The organism is Bdellovibrio bacteriovorus (assembly GCF_001592745.1).
GTDB lineage: Bacteria > Bdellovibrionota > Bdellovibrionia > Bdellovibrionales > Bdellovibrionaceae > Bdellovibrio > Bdellovibrio bacteriovorus_B.
The window spans coordinates 1,368,641-1,386,677 of record NZ_LUKD01000001.1 but is presented as its reverse complement, the minus strand read 5'-3'; the positions used below and the strand labels follow the sequence as shown (position 1 = coordinate 1,386,677).

The 18,037-nt window shown below is 44.9% G+C and carries 20 protein-coding genes; 5 read left to right on the top strand and 15 right to left on the bottom strand.

Annotation, left to right across the window (positions count from 1 at the left end; translation table 11 throughout):
* From AZI87_RS06670 to AZI87_RS06660, 3 genes are all read left to right on the top strand, one after another.
* Complete coding sequence (locus AZI87_RS06670) at positions 1-864, top strand: hypothetical protein (RefSeq protein ID WP_253696526.1); 864 nt, start codon at positions 1-3, stop codon at positions 862-864.
* Between the two features lie 133 nt (positions 865-997).
* The gene (locus tag AZI87_RS06665) at positions 998-1,351 is read left to right on the top strand and encodes a DUF2203 domain-containing protein (protein WP_253696682.1); all 354 of its coding nucleotides are present in this window, start codon (positions 998-1,000) and stop codon (positions 1,349-1,351) included.
* Complete coding sequence (locus AZI87_RS06660) at positions 1,348-2,967, top strand: NAD+ synthase (RefSeq protein WP_063205631.1); 1,620 nt, start codon at positions 1,348-1,350, stop codon at positions 2,965-2,967. The genes AZI87_RS06665 and AZI87_RS06660 overlap by 4 nt, the downstream gene beginning before the upstream one ends.
* Positions 2,968-3,019: 52 nt before the next feature.
* Here the strand turns inward: AZI87_RS06660 and AZI87_RS06655 are convergent, their stop codons facing one another.
* Positions 3,020-3,634, bottom strand: coding sequence for a 3'-5' exonuclease (locus AZI87_RS06655; protein WP_063206602.1), 615 nt, complete (start codon positions 3,632-3,634; stop codon positions 3,020-3,022).
* 69 nt (positions 3,635-3,703) lie between these two features.
* On the opposite strand from AZI87_RS06655, the gene AZI87_RS06650 reads away from it, so the two are divergent.
* Positions 3,704-4,015: a 2Fe-2S iron-sulfur cluster-binding protein gene (locus AZI87_RS06650; RefSeq protein ID WP_253696524.1), complete on the top strand. Its 312-nt coding sequence runs from the start codon at positions 3,704-3,706 to the stop codon at positions 4,013-4,015.
* Here AZI87_RS06650 and AZI87_RS06645 read toward each other — a convergent pair.
* The 10 genes from AZI87_RS06645 to AZI87_RS06600 all read right to left on the bottom strand — a co-directional run bounded on the left by AZI87_RS06645 (position 4,005) and on the right by AZI87_RS06600 (position 13,473).
* Positions 4,005-5,216: a hypothetical protein gene (locus AZI87_RS06645; protein ID WP_155722506.1), complete on the bottom strand. Its 1,212-nt coding sequence runs from the start codon at positions 5,214-5,216 to the stop codon at positions 4,005-4,007. The genes AZI87_RS06650 and AZI87_RS06645 overlap by 11 nt on opposite strands.
* Positions 5,213-6,526 (bottom strand): ArnT family glycosyltransferase, encoded by a 1,314-nt coding sequence (locus tag AZI87_RS06640; RefSeq protein WP_063205629.1) that lies wholly within the window; start codon positions 6,524-6,526, stop codon positions 5,213-5,215. The genes AZI87_RS06645 and AZI87_RS06640 overlap by 4 nt, the downstream gene beginning before the upstream one ends.
* A gap of 2 nt (positions 6,527-6,528) precedes the next feature.
* On the bottom strand, positions 6,529-7,650 hold the full coding sequence (locus AZI87_RS06635) for a helix-turn-helix domain-containing protein (protein ID WP_063205627.1): 1,122 nt from the start codon (positions 7,648-7,650) through the stop codon (positions 6,529-6,531).
* The gene (locus tag AZI87_RS06630; RefSeq protein WP_063205625.1) at positions 7,650-8,396 is read right to left on the bottom strand and encodes a tetratricopeptide repeat protein; all 747 of its coding nucleotides are present in this window, start codon (positions 8,394-8,396) and stop codon (positions 7,650-7,652) included. The genes AZI87_RS06635 and AZI87_RS06630 overlap by 1 nt, the downstream gene beginning before the upstream one ends.
* Before the next feature lie 23 nt (positions 8,397-8,419).
* Positions 8,420-9,601: a class I SAM-dependent RNA methyltransferase gene (locus AZI87_RS06625; protein ID WP_063205623.1), complete on the bottom strand. Its 1,182-nt coding sequence runs from the start codon at positions 9,599-9,601 to the stop codon at positions 8,420-8,422.
* 27 nt (positions 9,602-9,628) lie between these two features.
* Positions 9,629-10,054, bottom strand: a complete 426-nt coding sequence (gene ndk / locus AZI87_RS06620; RefSeq protein ID WP_041873596.1) for a nucleoside-diphosphate kinase — start codon at positions 10,052-10,054, stop codon at positions 9,629-9,631.
* A gap of 13 nt (positions 10,055-10,067) precedes the next feature.
* Complete coding sequence (locus AZI87_RS06615; protein WP_063205621.1) at positions 10,068-10,370, bottom strand: hypothetical protein; 303 nt, start codon at positions 10,368-10,370, stop codon at positions 10,068-10,070.
* 92 nt (positions 10,371-10,462) lie between these two features.
* The gene (locus AZI87_RS06610) at positions 10,463-11,212 is read right to left on the bottom strand and encodes a hypothetical protein (protein WP_063205619.1); all 750 of its coding nucleotides are present in this window, start codon (positions 11,210-11,212) and stop codon (positions 10,463-10,465) included.
* A 123-nt stretch (positions 11,213-11,335) separates the two neighbouring features.
* Positions 11,336-13,006 carry a hypothetical protein gene (locus AZI87_RS06605; RefSeq protein WP_063205617.1) on the bottom strand — a complete coding sequence of 557 codons (1,671 nt, stop codon included), beginning with the start codon at positions 13,004-13,006 and terminating at the stop codon, positions 11,336-11,338.
* Between the two features lie 104 nt (positions 13,007-13,110).
* Entirely contained in the window at positions 13,111-13,473 is a 363-nt protein-coding gene (locus tag AZI87_RS06600; protein ID WP_063205615.1) for a hypothetical protein, read from the bottom strand.
* 157 nt (positions 13,474-13,630) lie between these two features.
* Here AZI87_RS06600 and AZI87_RS06595 point away from each other — a divergent pair, with 157 nt between their 5' ends.
* Positions 13,631-14,368 (top strand): substrate-binding periplasmic protein, encoded by a 738-nt coding sequence (locus AZI87_RS06595; protein ID WP_063205613.1) that lies wholly within the window; start codon positions 13,631-13,633, stop codon positions 14,366-14,368.
* Between the two features lie 14 nt (positions 14,369-14,382).
* Here AZI87_RS06595 and AZI87_RS06590 read toward each other — a convergent pair whose 3' ends face one another.
* From AZI87_RS06590 to mdh, 4 genes are all read right to left on the bottom strand, one after another.
* A complete protein-coding gene (locus AZI87_RS06590; protein ID WP_063205611.1) occupies positions 14,383-14,763 on the bottom strand; it encodes a hypothetical protein in 381 nt (126 codons plus the stop codon).
* A 208-nt stretch (positions 14,764-14,971) separates the two neighbouring features.
* Positions 14,972-15,841: a succinate--CoA ligase subunit alpha gene (gene sucD, locus AZI87_RS06585; protein WP_063205609.1), complete on the bottom strand. Its 870-nt coding sequence runs from the start codon at positions 15,839-15,841 to the stop codon at positions 14,972-14,974.
* A gap of 5 nt (positions 15,842-15,846) precedes the next feature.
* Positions 15,847-17,010 carry an ADP-forming succinate--CoA ligase subunit beta gene (gene sucC / locus AZI87_RS06580; protein WP_063205607.1) on the bottom strand — a complete coding sequence of 388 codons (1,164 nt, stop codon included), beginning with the start codon at positions 17,008-17,010 and terminating at the stop codon, positions 15,847-15,849.
* Between the two features lie 11 nt (positions 17,011-17,021).
* On the bottom strand, positions 17,022-17,966 hold the full coding sequence (gene mdh, locus AZI87_RS06575; protein WP_063205605.1) for a malate dehydrogenase: 945 nt from the start codon (positions 17,964-17,966) through the stop codon (positions 17,022-17,024).
* Positions 17,967-18,037 lie beyond the last annotated feature (71 nt).

The following is an 18,037-nucleotide window of genomic DNA, read 5'->3' as shown; positions in this document are numbered from 1 at the left end:
GTGAAGAAATCTCAATTTACTTCTAGACTTGGGAATAAACAAGGTCAGGCCGTCATCGAATACGTTCTGATGTTGGTTATTACTGTTTCTCTGATTTTGATGTTGGCAAATCAGATCTTCAAACCGTTTGGGCAATTCGTTGATAACTACATGGGAAAATACGTCGCCTGTCTTCTTGAGTACGGCGAGCTTCCAACTCTTGGCAGCGACACTCCATCGGTTGTTGATGAAGATTCTGAATGCGATAAAAAATTTCAGCCGGGAACTTTGGCGAATGGAAGACCACCGGGCAGTGGAAATGGCAATGGTTCTTCCGGCGACGGCTCATCCTCAAAGAATAATTCAGGCTCAAGCAGTTCTTCTGATGGCGGCAGCGGCGGTTCCGGTGGAACATATGCGGGATCATCCTCTCGTCGTGGCGGTTCCTATATGAACCGAGGACGTCGCCCCTCTTCCGGTGTCGAAACCGGCGGGAACTCGCAAGGCGGCGGTAAGGTTGTAGAAATCGCCTTGGATAATGGTGGCAATGGGGGCTTCTTTAGAGCGAGTAATGGCGGCCGCTACGTCGCCCCTCAAAGAAAAAGAATGTCCGTGGGTATTTCAGGCTTAACTGAAGCGGAAAGAAAGAAGCTTGAGAAGAAAGCCGATGGAACAGGTGGGCGCATCGTTGCCGGAGAGTCCGTAAAGCCTCCGCCCAAGAAAATTCTGGTTAAAAAACCCGAAATTAAAACAACGGCGCAAGAAGACGAGCCGATGACGATTGGAAATTTTATACGCTATTTGTTCATAGCGGCGTTGGTCATTGCTCTTGTGATCTTTATTGGCGGTCAAGCGTTGCAAATGTCTAAGAGCGATTCTGGATAATCTGCGTCGCGTTTAGAAATTCTTCATATAAATTCTTAAGTTATCTGTCTTTGCTTTAATTGCTTGAAACACTTCCATCTTTCATGGATACAGCCTTCATCGACATAAGGGTGGGGGATCGTCTTTGGAAAATGTGGTTGAAATCAATCGCAAAAAAACATTCACGTTGCAGGAAGCGCGACGTCTTTTGCCGCTGATCTATCGCATGACTGATGAGGCAAGCCGCCAAGTCAAAACTCACCTTAATCGTATTGACGCTTTTTCCGACAAGTCGCATCCATCGGTGGGAGCTATCGAAGCTGAAATCAATGTCATAATTGACCGTTGGCAAGTCAAAGTCGAAAAGTTGGGAGCCGAACCGAAAGGCCTTTGGATGGCAGACTTTGACAACGGCGAAGGCTTTTATTGCTGGAAGTTTCCAGAAGTCGAGATTAATCACTGGCATGGCTACCAAGACGGGTTTTCTGGGCGTATAGTGATTGAATGAGAATCGCTATTGCCCAAATAAATCCCACACTCGCTGACTTCCAGTTCAATAAAGAAAAAATTTTAGACTTCATTCGCCAGGCACAACAACGCAAGTGTGATCTTGTCGTTTTTCCCGAGTGCGCCTTGTTTGGTTATCATCCCTTTGATCTTTTAGAACGTTCCAAGGTCGTTGCAAAACAAGAACAAGAATTAAAATCCCTGCTTTCAAAAATTCCTAAAGACATCGGTATTATTTTTGGATTGATCACCAAAAATCCCAAAAAAATGGGACGGCCTTATTTTAATAGCGCGGTCTTTGCGGCAAAAGGTCAAAAGCCTCGATTCTTTCACAAACAACTTTTACCGACGGGTGATGTTTTTGATGAAGCTCGTTTTATCCAACCAGGTGATCTTTCTAAGAACTACTTCACTTGGAAGGGGAAAAAATTCTTTCTTACAATTTGTGAAGATATTTGGGGCTGGCCAGACAAAGAAGGCCGTTCGCCGTATGTGGTGAATCCTTTAGCAAAGGTTAAAAAACAAAAGATCGACATGGTGATCAACCTCAGTGCATCGCCTTATTTCGTCGGTAAGATGAAGCAAAGGGAATACGTCGTTAGTAAGACAGCTCAATATTTCAAGGCTCCGATGATGTATGTAAATCTTGTAGGAGCTCAGGATGAAATTATCTTTGATGGGGCCAGCTTCGTTATCGATAAAAAAGGAAAGAAAGTTCTAACGTGTCAGTCCTTTGAAGAAGATATCAACGTTATTGATATCGACACGATGGAAGTGTGGAATAAAACGCCGAAAATAGATGTGACAGAAGAACTTCGTCGCGCACTGGTATTAGGCATCCGTGATTTCTGCGCAAAAACGGGAATGAAAAAAGTGCATCTTGGACTTAGCGGAGGAATCGACTCTGCGGTTGTTGCCGCATTGGCGGTGGATGCTTTAGGTCCGTCGAATGTAACAACGATTGGACTGCCTGGTCCTTTTAACGCTGAAAAAAGTCTGACTTTGGCGAAAGACTTAGCAAAAAACCTGGGTGTCGAATTCAAAGTTGTCGAGATCGGCCCTATGTATGATCAGGTTGTCAAAGGCCTTGAAAAAGGAATTGATCTTAAAGATTTCGGATTGGTTCATGAAAACCTGCAAGCTCGCTTGCGGGGCTTAACTTTGATGGCATTTTCAAATAAAGAAAACAGCATGCTTCTTACGACGGGGAATAAAAGCGAATATGCCGCTGGATATTCCACATTGTACGGAGACATGTGTGGTGGCTTAGCTCCCCTGGGAGATTTAACTAAAGAACAAGTCTATGCCTTGGCTCGTTATTACAACCAACAAGGTGAAGTGATTCCAGAAGAGATCATCACGCGCGCGCCGTCGGCAGAACTTCGTCCGAATCAAAAGGACCAAGATAGTCTGCCGCCGTATGAAGATCTTGATAAATCTGTGGCTTACCTGGTGGAAAGATCAGGGCCGGCAAAAACTGAGACCGACAAATGGTTATTGCCAGTTTTGATGCGTACGGAGTTTAAACGTTGGCAGGCTCCGCCAATATTGAAAGTATCACCACATTCTTTCGGTCGCGGCCGACGCTATCCGATTGCTCACAAAGCTAAAGAATAAAAAAAAAGCCCTGATCTCTCAGGGCTTTTTAGTTTTAAATTTTCAAAGAAAATTAAACGCCGAAGAAATCCATTTGTTTTGGCTGGCGTACGATTTGTGGGAAGCGAAGTTCTGGCTTACCGGTCAACGCCACCAGGTTTGTAACTTGTGGAGGTTGTCCGCCGATAGAAATTCTTTTCACCATTTGGTGGAACAAGTGGCCGCAATAAGAGGCATCTTCTTCCGCTCTATGGAAATCCGTTGTCGGGATTTTCAAGTGCTGAACTAAAGTTCCAAGTTTGTAGTTTGGAAGACCTGGGAACACTTTTCTTGCGATAGGAAGTGTATCCAGGATCAAACCTTTAGGAGCAGCAGCTTCATACTTTTTGATATCCGCAGTTAAAAACTGAGAGTCAAACGGCGCATTGTGCGCGACAAGAATATCGTCACCACAGAATTCCGCAAACATTGGCAGAAGGCTTTCAATGAAAGGCTTGCCTTTAACCATGTCGTCACTAATACCATTCACCGCAGAGGCGCCTGGAGGAATAGGACGTTGTGGGTCTACAAGTGTTGCGAAGATCGCCTCAGGTTGGCCGTCAATGAAGCGAACAGCCCCGATTTCAACGATTTGGTCTACGCCAGGAACAGTTCCAGTGGTCTCTAAGTCAAAAGCTATGAATCTCATGGATTTATTGATACAAAATGGAGAGAGCGGTTTCAACAAAAGAGTCATTCTTTGAAGGAGTTCCTGGCCGTGAAAGGCACTAAGTCTGGAATATATATAACCTTTTTACCAGACCACCCAGATGTCCCGGTGAGTCATAAGGATGAAACCGTCCTGGAAGTCGCTTTGCGCGCGGGAATTAAGATCAGCCATACCTGTGGCGGCAATGGAACTTGTGGAACTTGCCTTGTGCATGTTCGAAAAGGACTTTCAGACATCGGCCCTCGCAACGAAATTGAAAGCGAAATGGCTGAGGACCGAAAGTTTTTAGATGAAGAGCGCTTAGCCTGCCAAACTCCACCGATACAAGGTTTGGAAGTTGAAATAAGACTTAAGGAGTAACGTAAAACGGATTCGTGTAAATCCACGTGATCCATTTTTTAGCGTCAGGAAGTGGGAGCATTGGGCTGACACGCACCTGCACTCGATAAACTCCCGGCTCGGGGATTTGATAAACCGTTTCGGGATCGTTGATTCGTGCCGCCACTTCGCCGTTTTTAATTATGATGATTTCAAAGAAGTCTTTGGGCTTCACCGGCAAAGCCACCTTCAAAGACATGTTCTTAGAAAACTTCACTTCAGAACCCATCAAGTGAGATTTATTTTCGCTCTCGATGGTAGCTACAAATCCTTTGGGATCTCCGAGCATATCAAGAGCGATATAAAAATTCCCGCTTTTTAAAGCATTAAAAATTTTCGTGCGATCACTGTTGAAGCTTCCAGTGAGTTCCGACTTCATCAAAACATGATTGCTCATAAATTCAAAAGAGCGTTTGTAGCTAGGAAAGCGAATGAAATAATTTGCTAACGGAATAACTCGGGCCGAAGCTTCGGTTCCGCCATAGACAATAATCCGACGTTGCTGACTCATTTTATCTAACAAAGCAATTTCATCTGTGGGCTCAGTGTAAAGTCGAAGGAACGACAGGCGTGGATTAAAGGGATAAATCAATAAACTCCAGATCGTGGAAATTTTCGATTCTTCCCAGGCACGGTTCACCAAGCTCTTCATATTAAGAAGTTCAAAACCATCAAGGCCTTCGGGAATTTCACCACTCCAAGAATATCCAGCTTTGTAGGGATGAGTTAGAATGGTTAGTGACTCTTTGCTGGCGCCTGTTTTTTGTGAAAGCAGATCGGCAAGCTTTACTTGAGCTTCGCCCAAATTACTTCCGATGCTTTCTTGATTTAACGAATAATAAATCAATCGCGAATCAAGATAGCTGTACTTACCAGCAGAAAAAACCAAAAGATTTCCGTGATAAGACTCAAAAGTTGTCGGCATATTGAAGATGTTCAGGTCGGTGAACATCAAAAAATCTAAATTCGCTAATTTTGCAGAGGCGATAACAAAGCTTGCGGGGGCTGAACCACTGCTTAAATCTGTGTGAACATTCATCACACCTTTGTAGTCATTTAAATTCTTAGCGTGTTCACGCGTGATCTGTTGGGGAACGACGGAAACCTCGTACTGATTTATATAAAATCCGTAAAGGAAGTAAGTAACAAGCAAGAATGAAAAAGCACCAAAGAGTTTGATCATTTTGTGAATTCCAACAAAACAAAATCTGGAGATATCTTTTTAATCTCTTTCATCTGCCATTGTTGTTCGGAAATCCAAGAAGGTAAACCATTTCTCTCGCGCTTCACTAAATAAAATCTGCCTGAAGTAGGCTGTGCCTCAGGAAGAGTGTCAAAAAAATCAAAACGACTGATGTCTTTTAATTTAAATGTCGGAACTTTGCTGAAATACCATAACGAAGCCGCCATTTGATAGGAGCTTGCGTACAGCGGGCTGTATTCGCGAGCCACGGTGCTGAGTTCTTGAAACTCGTAAGGTTCGTTAACTTTATCATTCAGCTTGCGAAGTGCGGGTGTAAAAAGTGTCGCAAGCACAAGAGCGATAATGCTTCCCCAAAAAATGACGTAATATTTAAGCCACTTCTGAATTCTTTCGTGAAACAGAGCTAAGCCTAAAACCGCAGGATAAGCGATGATTGGCCAATTGGCTTCCACAAGGGCGCGGAAAGAAGTCAGGAAGAAGAACAAAAGAGGTCCCCAACCGAAGTAATAAAGCCAACGCAAACTCGCAGGAACCTTTGAACGCAAAGCTGCCCAGAATACTAACGGGAAAAGAATCAGTATTTGGCCAAGGACGTAAGAAAGCGTCCATTCAGGATTATAGCTGCTTTTTTCTAAGCCGTGTTTTAATTGAAATTCAAAAGAGGCGAAGTTGTTTTGAACGTTCCAAAGGATCACTGGCGCACAGAAAATTAAACCCGTGATGACCGTAAGTAGTACGCCCGAAATGCGCACTTCTTTCCATTTTTTTTCGGCGAATAGATAAACCAAAAGGCAGGGCACAAAAAGGACGATGTGATATTTAGCACAGAATCCTAAACCTAAACTTGCCCCTAAAGCGGCGTAAATTCCCAGTGATTTTTCTTGAAGTGCTTTGAGTGCCAACAAAATCGATAGCGACCAGAAGAACATCACCGGCAAGTCAGGCGTGACGATCAAGGATCCAAATCCTAAAAGGGGAGAGAATAAAGCAAGATAAACCCACACCTTGATCTTCTCAAACGGAACATGATCTTTCAGTATGTAATACCAAACCGCCAACATTCCATGACCTAAAATCACGGCGGGCCATCGAACGGCGTGCATGAAAGGTTCAAAAATTTGACCTAGATAAAACAACCAAGCGACCATCGGGGGATGATCGAAATAACTGAGCTGAAGTCTTTGCGACCAAACCCAGTAATAGGCTTCGTCGGCACTTAAGGGAATAAGTGCCGCAAGAATCAGTTTTACAATAAGGCTGATAGCCCAAATGCGGCGGAAATCTTTCAAGATTAGTAGCTCAACTTAATAGGCTTACCCAAATCACCAGGGATGCCGATTTCTCGTCCATTGTGGATCAGATTCACGGCACCACCATTGGAGAAGTTGATGCGAAGACCACTTTTGCTTTTGAAAGTATGAACTTGTTCAGCAGACAGACGGATCTTTTGCGGCTTCCCGTTCGGGGCAGAGTACTCAATTTCAACTGTATCCAAAGCCTCTACGATAAGTTCAACGGGTTTATTCGTCTCTTTCGGTGTGGGCGACGGAGTCGGCGTAGGACTTGGTGTTGGACTTGCTGTTGCTACTGGAGTTGCCGTCGGCGAAGCTGTCGGGCTTGGCGTAGGACTTGCCTTCGGAGTCGCGGTTGGAGTTGGTGATGCCGCAGCAACCGGTGTTGGTGAAGGCGTTGGAGTTGGCGTCGACACAAGCGGAGAGGCTGTTGGTGTTGGAGAAGCCTGGCTCGACGGAGCTGCTGGCGTCGGGCTCGCCGTTAAATTTGTCAGCGGGCTTGCATCTCCATTGGTGTCAACATCAGTCACCGTTGGTGTTTCAGCCGTCACTGGTGTTGCACCTTCCATTGTTTGCGCAACTTCACCGCTTGGAACTTCAGCTTCTTTAGAATACTTATCGATCATCTTTTTTGTGAAAAGAATAAGGCCAATAAGCACGACCCCTACACCAATAATCGCGATGGTTTTAGTGGATTTATTTTCTTGAAGGGATTTTAGATCCGATTTTCCCGATGAAGCGGGCGCTGCACGACGAATCGGTGTGACCGTGGCTTCGGCATCCGTCTCGGTCGGCTTCTCAGTGCTTGTAACGCTTGAACTTGGACGTGTTTCGGTAACTTCAGATTTAGGCGTTTCTACTTCACGGATATAAGGTTTTGGTTTTGTTGAGCCCATCTCTTCATAGAACACTTCCAAAACCTTGTCTGAATCCAGTTGCAGGAAATTTGCGTAACTTTGTACGAAACCGCGCAAGAAAGTTTTCGCAGGCAATTGAGAATCATCACCCTCTTCGATGGCTTTTAAAACCTTGCTGTTAATTTTCAAAGAAAGACCAATTTCATGCAGAGACAGGCCTTTTTGCTCGCGGGCTTTCTTTAAAATTTCACCGGTTTTTTTCATTAATGTCCCTTTCGAATCAAGCTGAGCATGCCTTTGGCTTTTTCACGGTATTTCCCGGTAGGGTAATACTTTATAAGCTCTTCAAAACGAGCCACCGATTTGGATTTGTCTCCAAGGCGGTAGTAAGCCAAAGCACTGTAGTAGTGAGGTTCATCATAAAGGCTTTTTTGACAGAAGCCGATCGCGCGATCCAAAGCTTCTGCTGCGCGCGCATAATCTTCAGTTTCAAAGAACGTACGGCCGAAGTAAGTGTTCCCAATGCAGTCATCGGGATTTACGTTGAGTACTTTGGTGAAAGCACTGCGCGACCCCGTGAAGTCCTTTTGATTGAACTTCGCCAGACCCAAATTTATGTAGGCTTTTTCTGGTGTAGGGTAAGTTAAGTCTGCTAAAACAACGCGAAGTTCTTTTTCAGCATCCGCATATTTTCCTTGTTCAATTAAAACGCGAGAAAGATTGTTGCGGGCTTCAGTGTATTTAGGCTCAAGCTCTAAAGCTTGGTGTAAATGCTTTTCGGCTAAGTCATAACGTTCACGGAAAAAGTAGACGAGGCCCAGGTTGTTCTGAGTCGCCGCATTTTTAGGATCAAGTTCTTCTGCTTTAAGAAGGTCGCGAAGCGCGTACGGATAGTTGCCGCTTTCCATTTGAGCAGCACCCATTCGCAAGTACAAATCAGCTTTTTGCTTGTCCTGACTGGCACATCCAAGTGCAGATAAAAGAGTCAGTGCGAGAATCCATTTACGCATGTTAAAAAGGTATCATTTGAAGACTAAGAGTCAACCCTGAGCTCTGCAATAGTCTCAACATGGTCGGTCTGAGGGAACATTTCAAAGGTTTGCACCCTTGCGAGCTTTGCCGATTTGCCCAGCTTCTGCGCCCAAGCAAAGAACCAGTTAAGATCTCGAGCCAAGGACACCGGGTGACAGCTGATGTAGATGATTCTTTTAGGGGCCGCTGAGGCCAGAGCGCGCATGATGTATTCGCTGGCTCCTGCACGAGGCGGATCTAGCAAAACCAAGTCTTCAGTCCCGATTTGTGCTCGGCGCATGTAGGTCTCCACGTCGGAAAGGAAGTACTTCATGCGTTTTTCTTTGATTTTGCTTTTCGCACGTTCCACAAGCTTAGGATTCAGCTCCACGCCGGTGATCGTGGAAGACGAATACTTTTGTGCCAAAGGAAACGTGAAATTTCCCGCGCCGGCATAAAGATCGAAAACATTTTTGAATTCATAATCACCAGCCCAGTCTAGGGCGGTGCGAACCAGGTCTTCGTTCTGAAAGCGATTCACTTGAGAAAAGCCAATGCCGTCGTCGTCATCAGTGATAAGGCCGTAGCGAACTAGACCTTCCTCCGAGATGTACATTTCAAGACGAAGGAGCTCTTTGGCATTCTTTTGTTGAGCCCAAGCTTTTACTTCCGCGAACTTTTCGGTCAAGGCCTCTTCCGTAATCGGGCAGTCATTGATTTCAACAATATCGTGAGAGTTTCGTGCAAAGAAACCAAAGCGACCGTGTTGGAACTTCGGTTGAATGCGGTTGCGATACCTCAAAGAACGGGGACTTTTTTGAATTGGTAGATATTCAAATTCCAAAGAGGGATTGAACTTCTTCAGAGTTTCAAAAACCAGGTTCTCTTTTTGTGCGAGCTGTTCTTCTTCAGTGATGTGCTGCCAATTACAGCCACCACAAACGTTGGCCACCGGGCAAGGTGGAGTTCGGCGAGAAGCTCCCGGATTCAGAACTTCCAGGATCTTTGCTTCGACAAAATTCTTTTTGACCAAAGTGACTTCGGCCAAAACTTCTTCATTAGGCGCTGCTTGAGGAACGAAGACAACCATGCCCTCGTGTCGAGCGACTCCAGCACCGCCAATGGCAAGCTTTTCAATATTCAATCTGATCTTTGAACCAAGAAGGGGAGCTTGCGCTCCCCCCTTGTTTGATTTTGCAGACATTTAAATTCGCAATTTCAGTTTAAATGATTAAACGTTGCAGATTTCGTGCTTTTCGAAGAACAAAGCAAGTTCGCGAGCTGCAGAAGCTGCAGAGTCAGAACCGTGAACTGCGTTTTCACCAACGTTGTCACCGAATTTAGCGCGAACTGTTCCAGCGTTAGCTTTTTTAGGATCAGTAGCACCCATGATTTCGCGGTTTTTCAAAACTGCGTTTTCACCTTGCAAGCACATCAAGCAAACTGGGCCTGAAGTCATGAAAGAAACTAGTTCGCCGAAGAAAGGACGTTCTTTGTGTTCAGCATAGAACTCTTCAGCTTTAGCTTTAGAAAGAATAGTGATTTTCGCAGCAGCGATTTTCAAGCCGTTTGCTTCAAACATGCTGATGATGTCGCCGATAGCGTTTTTCTTCATTGCGTTTGGCTTGATGATTGAGAATGTTTGCTCGATAGCCATGGTATCTCCTTGTTTATTTACAATCTGTTTTAGAAACGTCAAAGAACCTAGGAGTTTTAACGAATTGAGTGACACATGTCCACTCTTGGTTTTGGCTCTCGCGGACATTCTTTACGTTGAGCTTGGTTTTCACCGCAAGATCAAATCCTTGGTCCGGCGTTGTGAAATCCTGATACGTGATTTCGTAGGTTTTATCCGTGTTCCAAAGATCCAAAGTCTCTTCCACGCTTTCTGTCGTCATGATGACGATTTCGTCAATACGGCCGGCCAAAGCAGGGCTTGCTGCCAATAGAATAAAAATTAATAGTTTCTTCATTTTAGCTCCCAGGATTGGGGCTTTTCTTAGGATTTTTGCCGCAAATAGTCAAACGAAAATTGGGCGGAAATAAATCCGCCCTCTGTTTGATTTTAAAAGCGAATTACGACGCTTAAACCAAGGCGAATAACATCTTCATTAGGACAGAAGCGATTGGCATCGCAAGCATCTGGAGGAACGAAGACATCTAGGGAAACACGCGGCGAAGTGATATTTTGAACAGCACCATTAATGGCATCAATAATGTTTGAAGCTTTGGTGGCGATAGATTTGTACTGTGACTGAGTCAATTCCGTTGCGCCACGATTGTAGACCAAACGACGATCAATGGAAGATGCCACGCGCTGGTCCTGCAGTCCCTGAGAGCCTGTATTTTTCATCACGAATGACATGATTAGAAAGCGTTCGCGACGCTCATCCATCGCACCAAAATCACTTTCGCGGAATACGGTAATCGACATGCGATCGCGACGTGCGGAGATGCGAAAGTATGTTTCAGTATCGCGATCATGCGGAAGAGTCATAATCACAGACCTGTCAGCACGAGATGCACGCGCATTCGAGCCGTGTTTATTTGTGACTTCAGAAAGAAATTCGAATTCATCAATAGGAACAGTGATGACGGCCACGGCAAAAGGATTACGGCCGTCTTGAGCACACAAGCTTGAGATTTTCAGGCCGGTGGCTCCAGAAACTCTTAAGAAGGCTTGTTCACACGCTTTGTGATCACGGGTGTCGACAGCAATAAGGAAGCCTCGGGCAAACGACTCTTCAGAATTTGCAAATGAGTTGAAGGCGCAAAGGACGATAGCACTAAAAATTAAAATGCACGTTCTTTTCATGAGGTCTTTTTAACATAAGCCACTCGCTCATGTGGGCCCCGAAATGTTTTCAGAAAAGAATTCTGAAGCTGTCGAAAGTATCGACAGCTTGGAATGTGGATAACCCGGTGGAATTCGCAACCACTAGAGAGTTTGCAAGAAAAGAATCAAATTGCGCTTATCCGTACTAGACAGAATTTCTTTTCCGTCTTTAATGAAAATGCGCTCGTCATGGCCTTTGTTGCTCATGCCCTTCTTGCGAGTGTCAAAATAATGGTCACGAGTCTGCCAGGACTTCGGAGTTTTATCTCCCAAGGGATAGCCATTGCACTCTAAATCGAAGTCGGTTGTGGGATTCAAGGCATCACCCGAATAGTAGGCAACGGGACGACGATCCGATGGAGTCAGAAGAGCGCAAAGATTCGGAACCGAGTTGTTATGCAAGTACGGCCAACGAGCCCAAATACCTACAAGGGGTGGCGGCACATATCCTTCTTGGGCTTTAATCACGATGCCGTTCTTTTTTGAAATCTCAAGGTCATTGAGTTGCTCTAAAGACTTCATTCCTAGACGACGATAAGGATCAGTTCCCACATCGACAACAGGTGTGGATTGTTTGTAGCGAACTTGCACCGTTTTAAGCTGCTCTTTGAGAGGCAAATTTTCTGAACCCGCAAGGCTCCAGGCTTTATCGTAATTTCCGTGGCATTTCGCACAGTTTGTATTGAAGATTTGTTCTCCCAATTTCGCACGGCCAAGATCAATTTTCTCTGCAGGGATGAAATCAGTAATCAAAGGTGCTTCTGAAGAAAACACAGCCGTTGTCAGTTCTTCGATAACGGCGCTGTTCTCTGCAAGCCATTTTTCTAGTTGAACGAGATCCGCACCACGGCCCACCTCATTCCAGATGATATTAGTGAAAATAGGATTTCCACTTAAGACACTGCCGTCGGAAAGCCAGCGATTTTTGTATTTTAAATTCCACCACACAGCGGGTTTAGAATCCGCAGGGTGATTGTCTAAGATCGCATCATGACGAGGAAAGCGGGCGTACCACTCACTGTAGCTTGCATAAGCATCTTTTGACCGACGATTTAAAGATAGAGCCACTTGCGCCAAAGACGTATCTAGCCCCAACGCAATAGGCTGCTTTAAAGAAACAAAACGCAGATGATCTTGCGCTTCAGATAGTAGTTCGCGCTCAGCGTTCGTCGCTCCAGTGTAGGCTTGGAAAAGATACGGATCTGTCACAGCCATCAATTTCTTAGCTTTGATGAAAAACTCATTCGCTTTTGGAAAACGGTTGGTCATTCCTAAAACTGTTTTGCCAAAGAGATTGCTCGAGTGGCAGGCGGCACAGCTAAAGGTAAACCCTTCGGCACCATTTCGCTGAATTAGTCCCAAACCCATCAGATCATCAGGGCCGATATTCTCTGGATAGGGTACAGAGTAAACACCTTCATCAGTTTTTTTGGGGTAAGGGTGAAGACCCAGATTCCTAAGAACATCATTGAAAGAGTCAAAGCCACTGACTCCGTGAAGGATCGACTGCACCCATTTTTTAAAAGGATTTTTGTTGTCTTCTTCAATCAATCGCACCGTTGGCCAATAAGGCGGAAGCATACCGGTGACCGTGACCGGATAAATCTGCGTATGGATTTTCCCGCGATTTTTAATCTGTACGAAATCTTCGTCGGACCATTGATAGATATTGTGGCGTCCATTTGTCGGGATGGCCACACCAGCGGACCAATCTGGAGAAGACGCGAACGAATGGGAAGAAAGAATCAATAACAAGATCGTAATGAACTTCATGGCCCCAAGTTTATTCCTTGGGGACCATTACAAGACAATAATATTCTGAGCTTTTACAAAGATTAGCGGACGATTTTTTGAAAATACTTCAGGGTGAGGACGACCTATTCGCCGTCGTAGTTCGCAGTCACGTTTCCTGCGCAATCCACTTCATAGTAACCCCAGCAGCTTGCACCCGCTGCACAGTAACCTTCAGTCACCGCTGTGGATTGATAGTTGAACGCTTTTTGATTCCATTTCAATGAACGAAGTGCGCGAGAGACATCTTCTTGAGTGACCTCTTGATCTGCCCATTCGAAGTCGTCAGAAGGAACCGTACCAATAAGGGGAGTCAGGTAATTATTCAAAGCAACTGCGGCTTCTTGAACTGAAATGCATTGTTTAGGTTGAAGAGGAAGCTCCAATTGTTGTGCGAAGCTTGTGGTTGAAAAAAGAGATACAAGAATGGCAAAAACCAATTTTTTCATGAAAGACTCCTAATTTTAGGAGCTTCTATCACGGCCGTGCTACCTGACCTAATCAAAATCAGCCCGTTGATGGAATCTTAAAGAACAGTGAAATATTTTAACGCCAGCTGCAATATGCTTTTGATAAAGCTCCTTTTTTGCAGCAAGCTCGAAACCAATGCGTCTATTTTTATTGGCCACTATTCTTTTTGCTACGGCGATAGCCTTTGCCTTTGATGTCCAGGAAGTTCGAATTGGAATTCCCGCGGGACTTGCACCGCCTTTGCTTTTTGATGAAAAATCCCCCCAAACAAAGGGACTTGTGGCCGAATATGCGGCCGCTCTGGCGCAAGCTATGGGGCGAACCGCCACCTTTAGTATTATCACGCGTTATCGTCTGGACAGCTATTTGCTGAAGGGCCAAGTGGATATGATGTGCTACACAAGCAAAGTGTGGGCAAGCAATCAAGATCAAATGGATTTTTCTAAAACTCTGTTTTCAAAAAGAGAAATCATTCTTGGGCCTGAGACTATGCCGAAAAAGGTTTCGGATCTAAAAGGGAAAACTATCGGGACCATGCTTCAGTACGTGTACCCGAAGTTAGATCCTTTATTTCAGTCTAAACAACTTGTTCGAGAAGACAGCCTCAGTGAAGAGGCGAATTTAAAAAAGCTTCTTAACGGGCGTATCGACTATATAGTCACCGATGAAATTTTTGTGGATTATTTTAAGCTAAAGCATCCAAAAATTGATCGCAATCGCCAACGCCTTTTTATGCAGGAATATCCGATCTCGTGTGCTGTCAGTCGCAAGGGGCGGGTGAAAGAAAAAGAAGTGAATGCCGCCGTAGATAAAATAAAATCCGACGGCACTCTTCAGACAATTTTTAAAAAATACGGTGCTACATTAAAATAAATCCCATGAAGGATTTATTCTTCACCGTCCATACGCGCTTCGATTTTACCTGCGCAATCAACAACGTACCAACCCCAGCAAGAAGCTCCCGCTGCGCAGTAACCGTCATAGACTGCGGAAGATTGATAGACTAAACCGCGGGCATCCCACTCGAGTGATTTTGCGGCGTGAGCGACGTCTCTAGCCGTTAGAGGAGCATCGTCTTCATTCAACCAATAAAAATCATCCACAGGCACAGTACCCACAAGCGGATTCATATACTTTGTTAAAGAAGATTGCGCCTCTTGCAGGCTAATGCACTGTTTGGGCTCAAGAGGAAGCTCCAACTGTTCAGCCAAAGAAACTTGAGAAAAAGAAACCAAAACTGACAGGAAAAGGAAAGCCACCGATTTCACAAAAGACCTCCGTCTAAATTAGTTATTTGGACGGGAAGGGTGTACCAACAGTTCCTGGAAATTGAAAGAGCAGCTTGTTAATATTACATGCTGGATTCGGTTTAGATTTGGTTAAGATGGCATCTTAAGAAGTAGGTTCTATTTGGAAGAAAAAAACCCACGATGTTTCCACCGTGGGTTTTGATTTTTAAACCTAATCGCGAAGAAATTACTTCAACATAGATTTCAAAGTGATTCCCATCTCTGCTGGAGAGCGAGAAATTTTACAGCCTGCAGACATCAAAGCTTCGAACTTCGCTTCTGCTGTGCCTTTGCCGCCGCTGATGATTGCGCCGGCGTGACCCATACGTTTACCTGCTGGAGCTGCTGCACCCGCGATGAACGCTGTTACTGGCTTTTTGAATTCACGTTTGATGTACTCTGCAGCTTCTTCTTCTGCAGATCCACCGATTTCACCGATCATAATCACGGCGTCAGTATCTTTGTCTTTGTTGTACATCTCTAGAACGTCGATGAAGTTTGTTCCATTCACTGGGTCACCGCCGATACCTACGCAAGTAGATTGGCCAAGGCCCAACGCCGTCAATTGACCAACAGCTTCGTAAGTCAATGTGCCAGAACGTGAAAGTACACCGATACGACCTGGCTTGTGAATGTGACCAGGCATGATACCGATTTTACATTCACCTGGAGTGATCACGCCCGGGCAGTTAGGACCCACCAAGCGAGTCTTCTTACCTTGCATGAATTTTTTCACTTTCACCATGTCTAGAACGGGGATGCCTTCAGTGATACAGATCACAAGATCCAACTCTGCATCGACAGCTTCCATGATAGAGTCTGCGGCAAATGGAGGTGGAACGAAGATCACAGATGCATTACAGCCTGTTTTTTCTTTCGCATCCGCCACCGTGTTAAACACAGGAAGACCGATATGAGTTGTGCCACCTTTACCCGGAGTCACACCACCAACCATTTTAGTTCCGTAAGCAACTGCTTGCTCAGAGTGGAAAGTACCTTGAGCTCCAGTGAAACCTTGGCAGATAACTTTAGTGTCTTTGTTAATAAGAATTGCCATGTCGATTATCCTTTTACCGCAGCAACGATCTTTTTAGCTGCATCTGTGAGGTCATCAGCAGGAGTGATATTCAATCCGCTTTCTCTCAACATTTTTTTACCAAGCTCTACGTTTGTACCTTCAAGACGGCACACAAGAGGAACTTTTAAGCCCAACTCTTTAGAAGCCGCGATCACACCTTCAGCGATGATGTCACACTTCATGATACCACCGAAGATGTTCACCAAGATCCCTTTTACGTTTGGATCTTTAAGGATGATTTTGAATGCCGCAGTTACTTTTTCTTTATTAGCGCCACCGCCAACATCCAAGAAGTTCGCCGGAGAAGCTCCGTGAAGTTTGATGATGTCTAGAGTTGCCATCGCAAGACCCGCACCGTTAACCAAGCATCCGATGTTTCCATCAAGCTTGATGAACGCGAGATCGAATTTAGAAGCTTCAATTTCAGAAGGTTCTTCTTCGTTCAAGTCACGAAGTTCGACGATGTCTTGGTGTCTGAAAAGAGCGTTAGAATCGAAGTTCATTTTCGCATCCAAGCAAAGAACTTCGCCTTCTTTCGTCACAACCAGAGGGTTGATCTCTGCGATCGAACAATCTGTTGTGATGAATGCGTTGTAAAGGCCTTGGAAGAACTTAACCGCTTTATTTACGATCTCTGGAGACATACCAATTTGGAAAGCCAACTGGCGAGCTTGGAAAGGCATCAAACCTACAGTAGGGTCGATGTCGACTTTTTTGATCGCGTCTGGATTGTGTTCAGCAACTTCCTCGATATCCATACCACCTTCAGAAGAAGCCATCATTGCCGCTCTTCCTGTAGCGCGGTCGATCAAGCATGCAACGTAGTATTCTTTAGCGATGTTGCAACCTTGCTCGATGAAAACTTTTTGAACTACTTTCCCTTCAGGACCTGTTTGGTGAGTCACCAAAGTCATGCCGATCATTTTTTTCGTTAGATCTTCAACTTCTTGCAAAGTCTTAGCAATCTTAACACCGCCGCCTTTACCGCGGCCACCAGCGTGAATCTGAGCTTTTACAACCCAAATATTTCCACCGATTTCTTTTGCAGCAGCCACTGCCTCTTCAGGTGAGTGCGCGACTTTACCTTTTAACGTCGCTACGCCAAATTTTCTGAGAATCTCTTTGGCCTGATACTCATGAATATTCATTTTATCTCCGATTATTGAACGTTTTTAAGAGCAGAAACTAGTGTGCGAACTGCATCTACTGACTTTTTGAATTCTTCTTGTTCAGCAGGGTTCATTTCGAACTTGTGAACTTTTTCGATACCTTTGCCACCGATAGTAGCAAGAACACCGACCATCAAACCTTCGTTAACACCGAACTCACCAGTCAACTCAACAGCAACTGGAAGAACGCGTTTTTGGTCTTTCAAGATAGCTTCAGCCATTTCGATCGCGCCACGTGAAGGAGCGTAGTATGCAGAACCTGTTTTCAAGTGGCCACCGATTTCAGCGCCGGCTTGTTTTGTACGAGCTACGATAGCTGCGATTTTGTCAGCAGGGAGAAGCTCTGTAAGAGGAATACCAGAAACTGAAGCGTGACGAACTAGAGGCATCATCGCATCGCCGTGGTTACCGATAACAATACCGTTCACGTCTTTTACAGACACATTCAACTCTTCAGCGATGAATTCACGGAAGCGAGCTGAATCTAAGCAACCGCCCATTCCGATAACGCGCTCACGAGGGAAGCCCAAGATTTGTTTTGCGTAAACGGCCATAACGTCCATTGGATTACAAACTACGATCACGAAAGAATTCGGAGCGTATTTTTTAACACCTTCACAAACGTCTTTTACGATTTTCGCGTTGATACCAACAAGCTCATCGCGGCTCATGCCTGGTTTACGTGGCATACCTGCAGTGATGATAACAACGTCAGAGTCTGCGATATCTTCGTATTTGTTCGTGCCTTTGATTTTAGTATCGAACATTTCGATAGGACCTGCTTGAGCTAGATCCAAAGCTTTACCGATGGCTGCACCTTCATTGATGTCCAAGATAACAACATCGCCAAGTTCTTTTTGTGCTGCCCAGTGAGCAGTAGTTGAACCAACGAAACCCGCGCCGATAACGGCAATTTTATTTCTTTTGTGAGCCATGTAAATCTCCTTAAGGCTTCAAAACGAATGGAAAAAATTTAAACTTGCGTTCGATCACACATTCAATATCA

What these genes read in the sequence shown, in the direction of transcription:
- AZI87_RS06660 (WP_063205631.1), top strand. Translation starts at nt 1,348, where the DNA reads ATGAGAATCGCTATTGCCCAAATAAATCCCACACTCGCTGACTTCCAG.
- AZI87_RS06655 (WP_063206602.1), bottom strand. Translation starts at nt 3,634, where the DNA reads ATGAGATTCATAGCTTTTGACTTAGAGACCACTGGAACTGTTCCTGGC.
- AZI87_RS06645 (WP_155722506.1), bottom strand. Translation starts at nt 5,216, where the DNA reads ATGATCAAACTCTTTGGTGCTTTTTCATTCTTGCTTGTTACTTACTTC.
- AZI87_RS06635 (WP_063205627.1), bottom strand. Translation starts at nt 7,650, where the DNA reads ATGAAAAAAACCGGTGAAATTTTAAAGAAAGCCCGCGAGCAAAAAGGC.
- AZI87_RS06630 (WP_063205625.1), bottom strand. Translation starts at nt 8,396, where the DNA reads ATGCGTAAATGGATTCTCGCACTGACTCTTTTATCTGCACTTGGATGT.
- AZI87_RS06625 (WP_063205623.1), bottom strand. Translation starts at nt 9,601, where the DNA reads ATGTCTGCAAAATCAAACAAGGGGGGAGCGCAAGCTCCCCTTCTTGGT.
- ndk (WP_041873596.1), bottom strand. Translation starts at nt 10,054, where the DNA reads ATGGCTATCGAGCAAACATTCTCAATCATCAAGCCAAACGCAATGAAG.
- AZI87_RS06615 (WP_063205621.1), bottom strand. Translation starts at nt 10,370, where the DNA reads ATGAAGAAACTATTAATTTTTATTCTATTGGCAGCAAGCCCTGCTTTG.
- AZI87_RS06610 (WP_063205619.1), bottom strand. Translation starts at nt 11,212, where the DNA reads ATGAAAAGAACGTGCATTTTAATTTTTAGTGCTATCGTCCTTTGCGCC.
- AZI87_RS06605 (WP_063205617.1), bottom strand. Translation starts at nt 13,006, where the DNA reads ATGAAGTTCATTACGATCTTGTTATTGATTCTTTCTTCCCATTCGTTC.
- AZI87_RS06600 (WP_063205615.1), bottom strand. Translation starts at nt 13,473, where the DNA reads ATGAAAAAATTGGTTTTTGCCATTCTTGTATCTCTTTTTTCAACCACA.
- AZI87_RS06595 (WP_063205613.1), top strand. Translation starts at nt 13,631, where the DNA reads ATGCGTCTATTTTTATTGGCCACTATTCTTTTTGCTACGGCGATAGCC.
- sucD (WP_063205609.1), bottom strand. Translation starts at nt 15,841, where the DNA reads ATGGCAATTCTTATTAACAAAGACACTAAAGTTATCTGCCAAGGTTTC.
- sucC (WP_063205607.1), bottom strand. Translation starts at nt 17,010, where the DNA reads ATGAATATTCATGAGTATCAGGCCAAAGAGATTCTCAGAAAATTTGGC.
- mdh (WP_063205605.1), bottom strand. Translation starts at nt 17,966, where the DNA reads ATGGCTCACAAAAGAAATAAAATTGCCGTTATCGGCGCGGGTTTCGTT.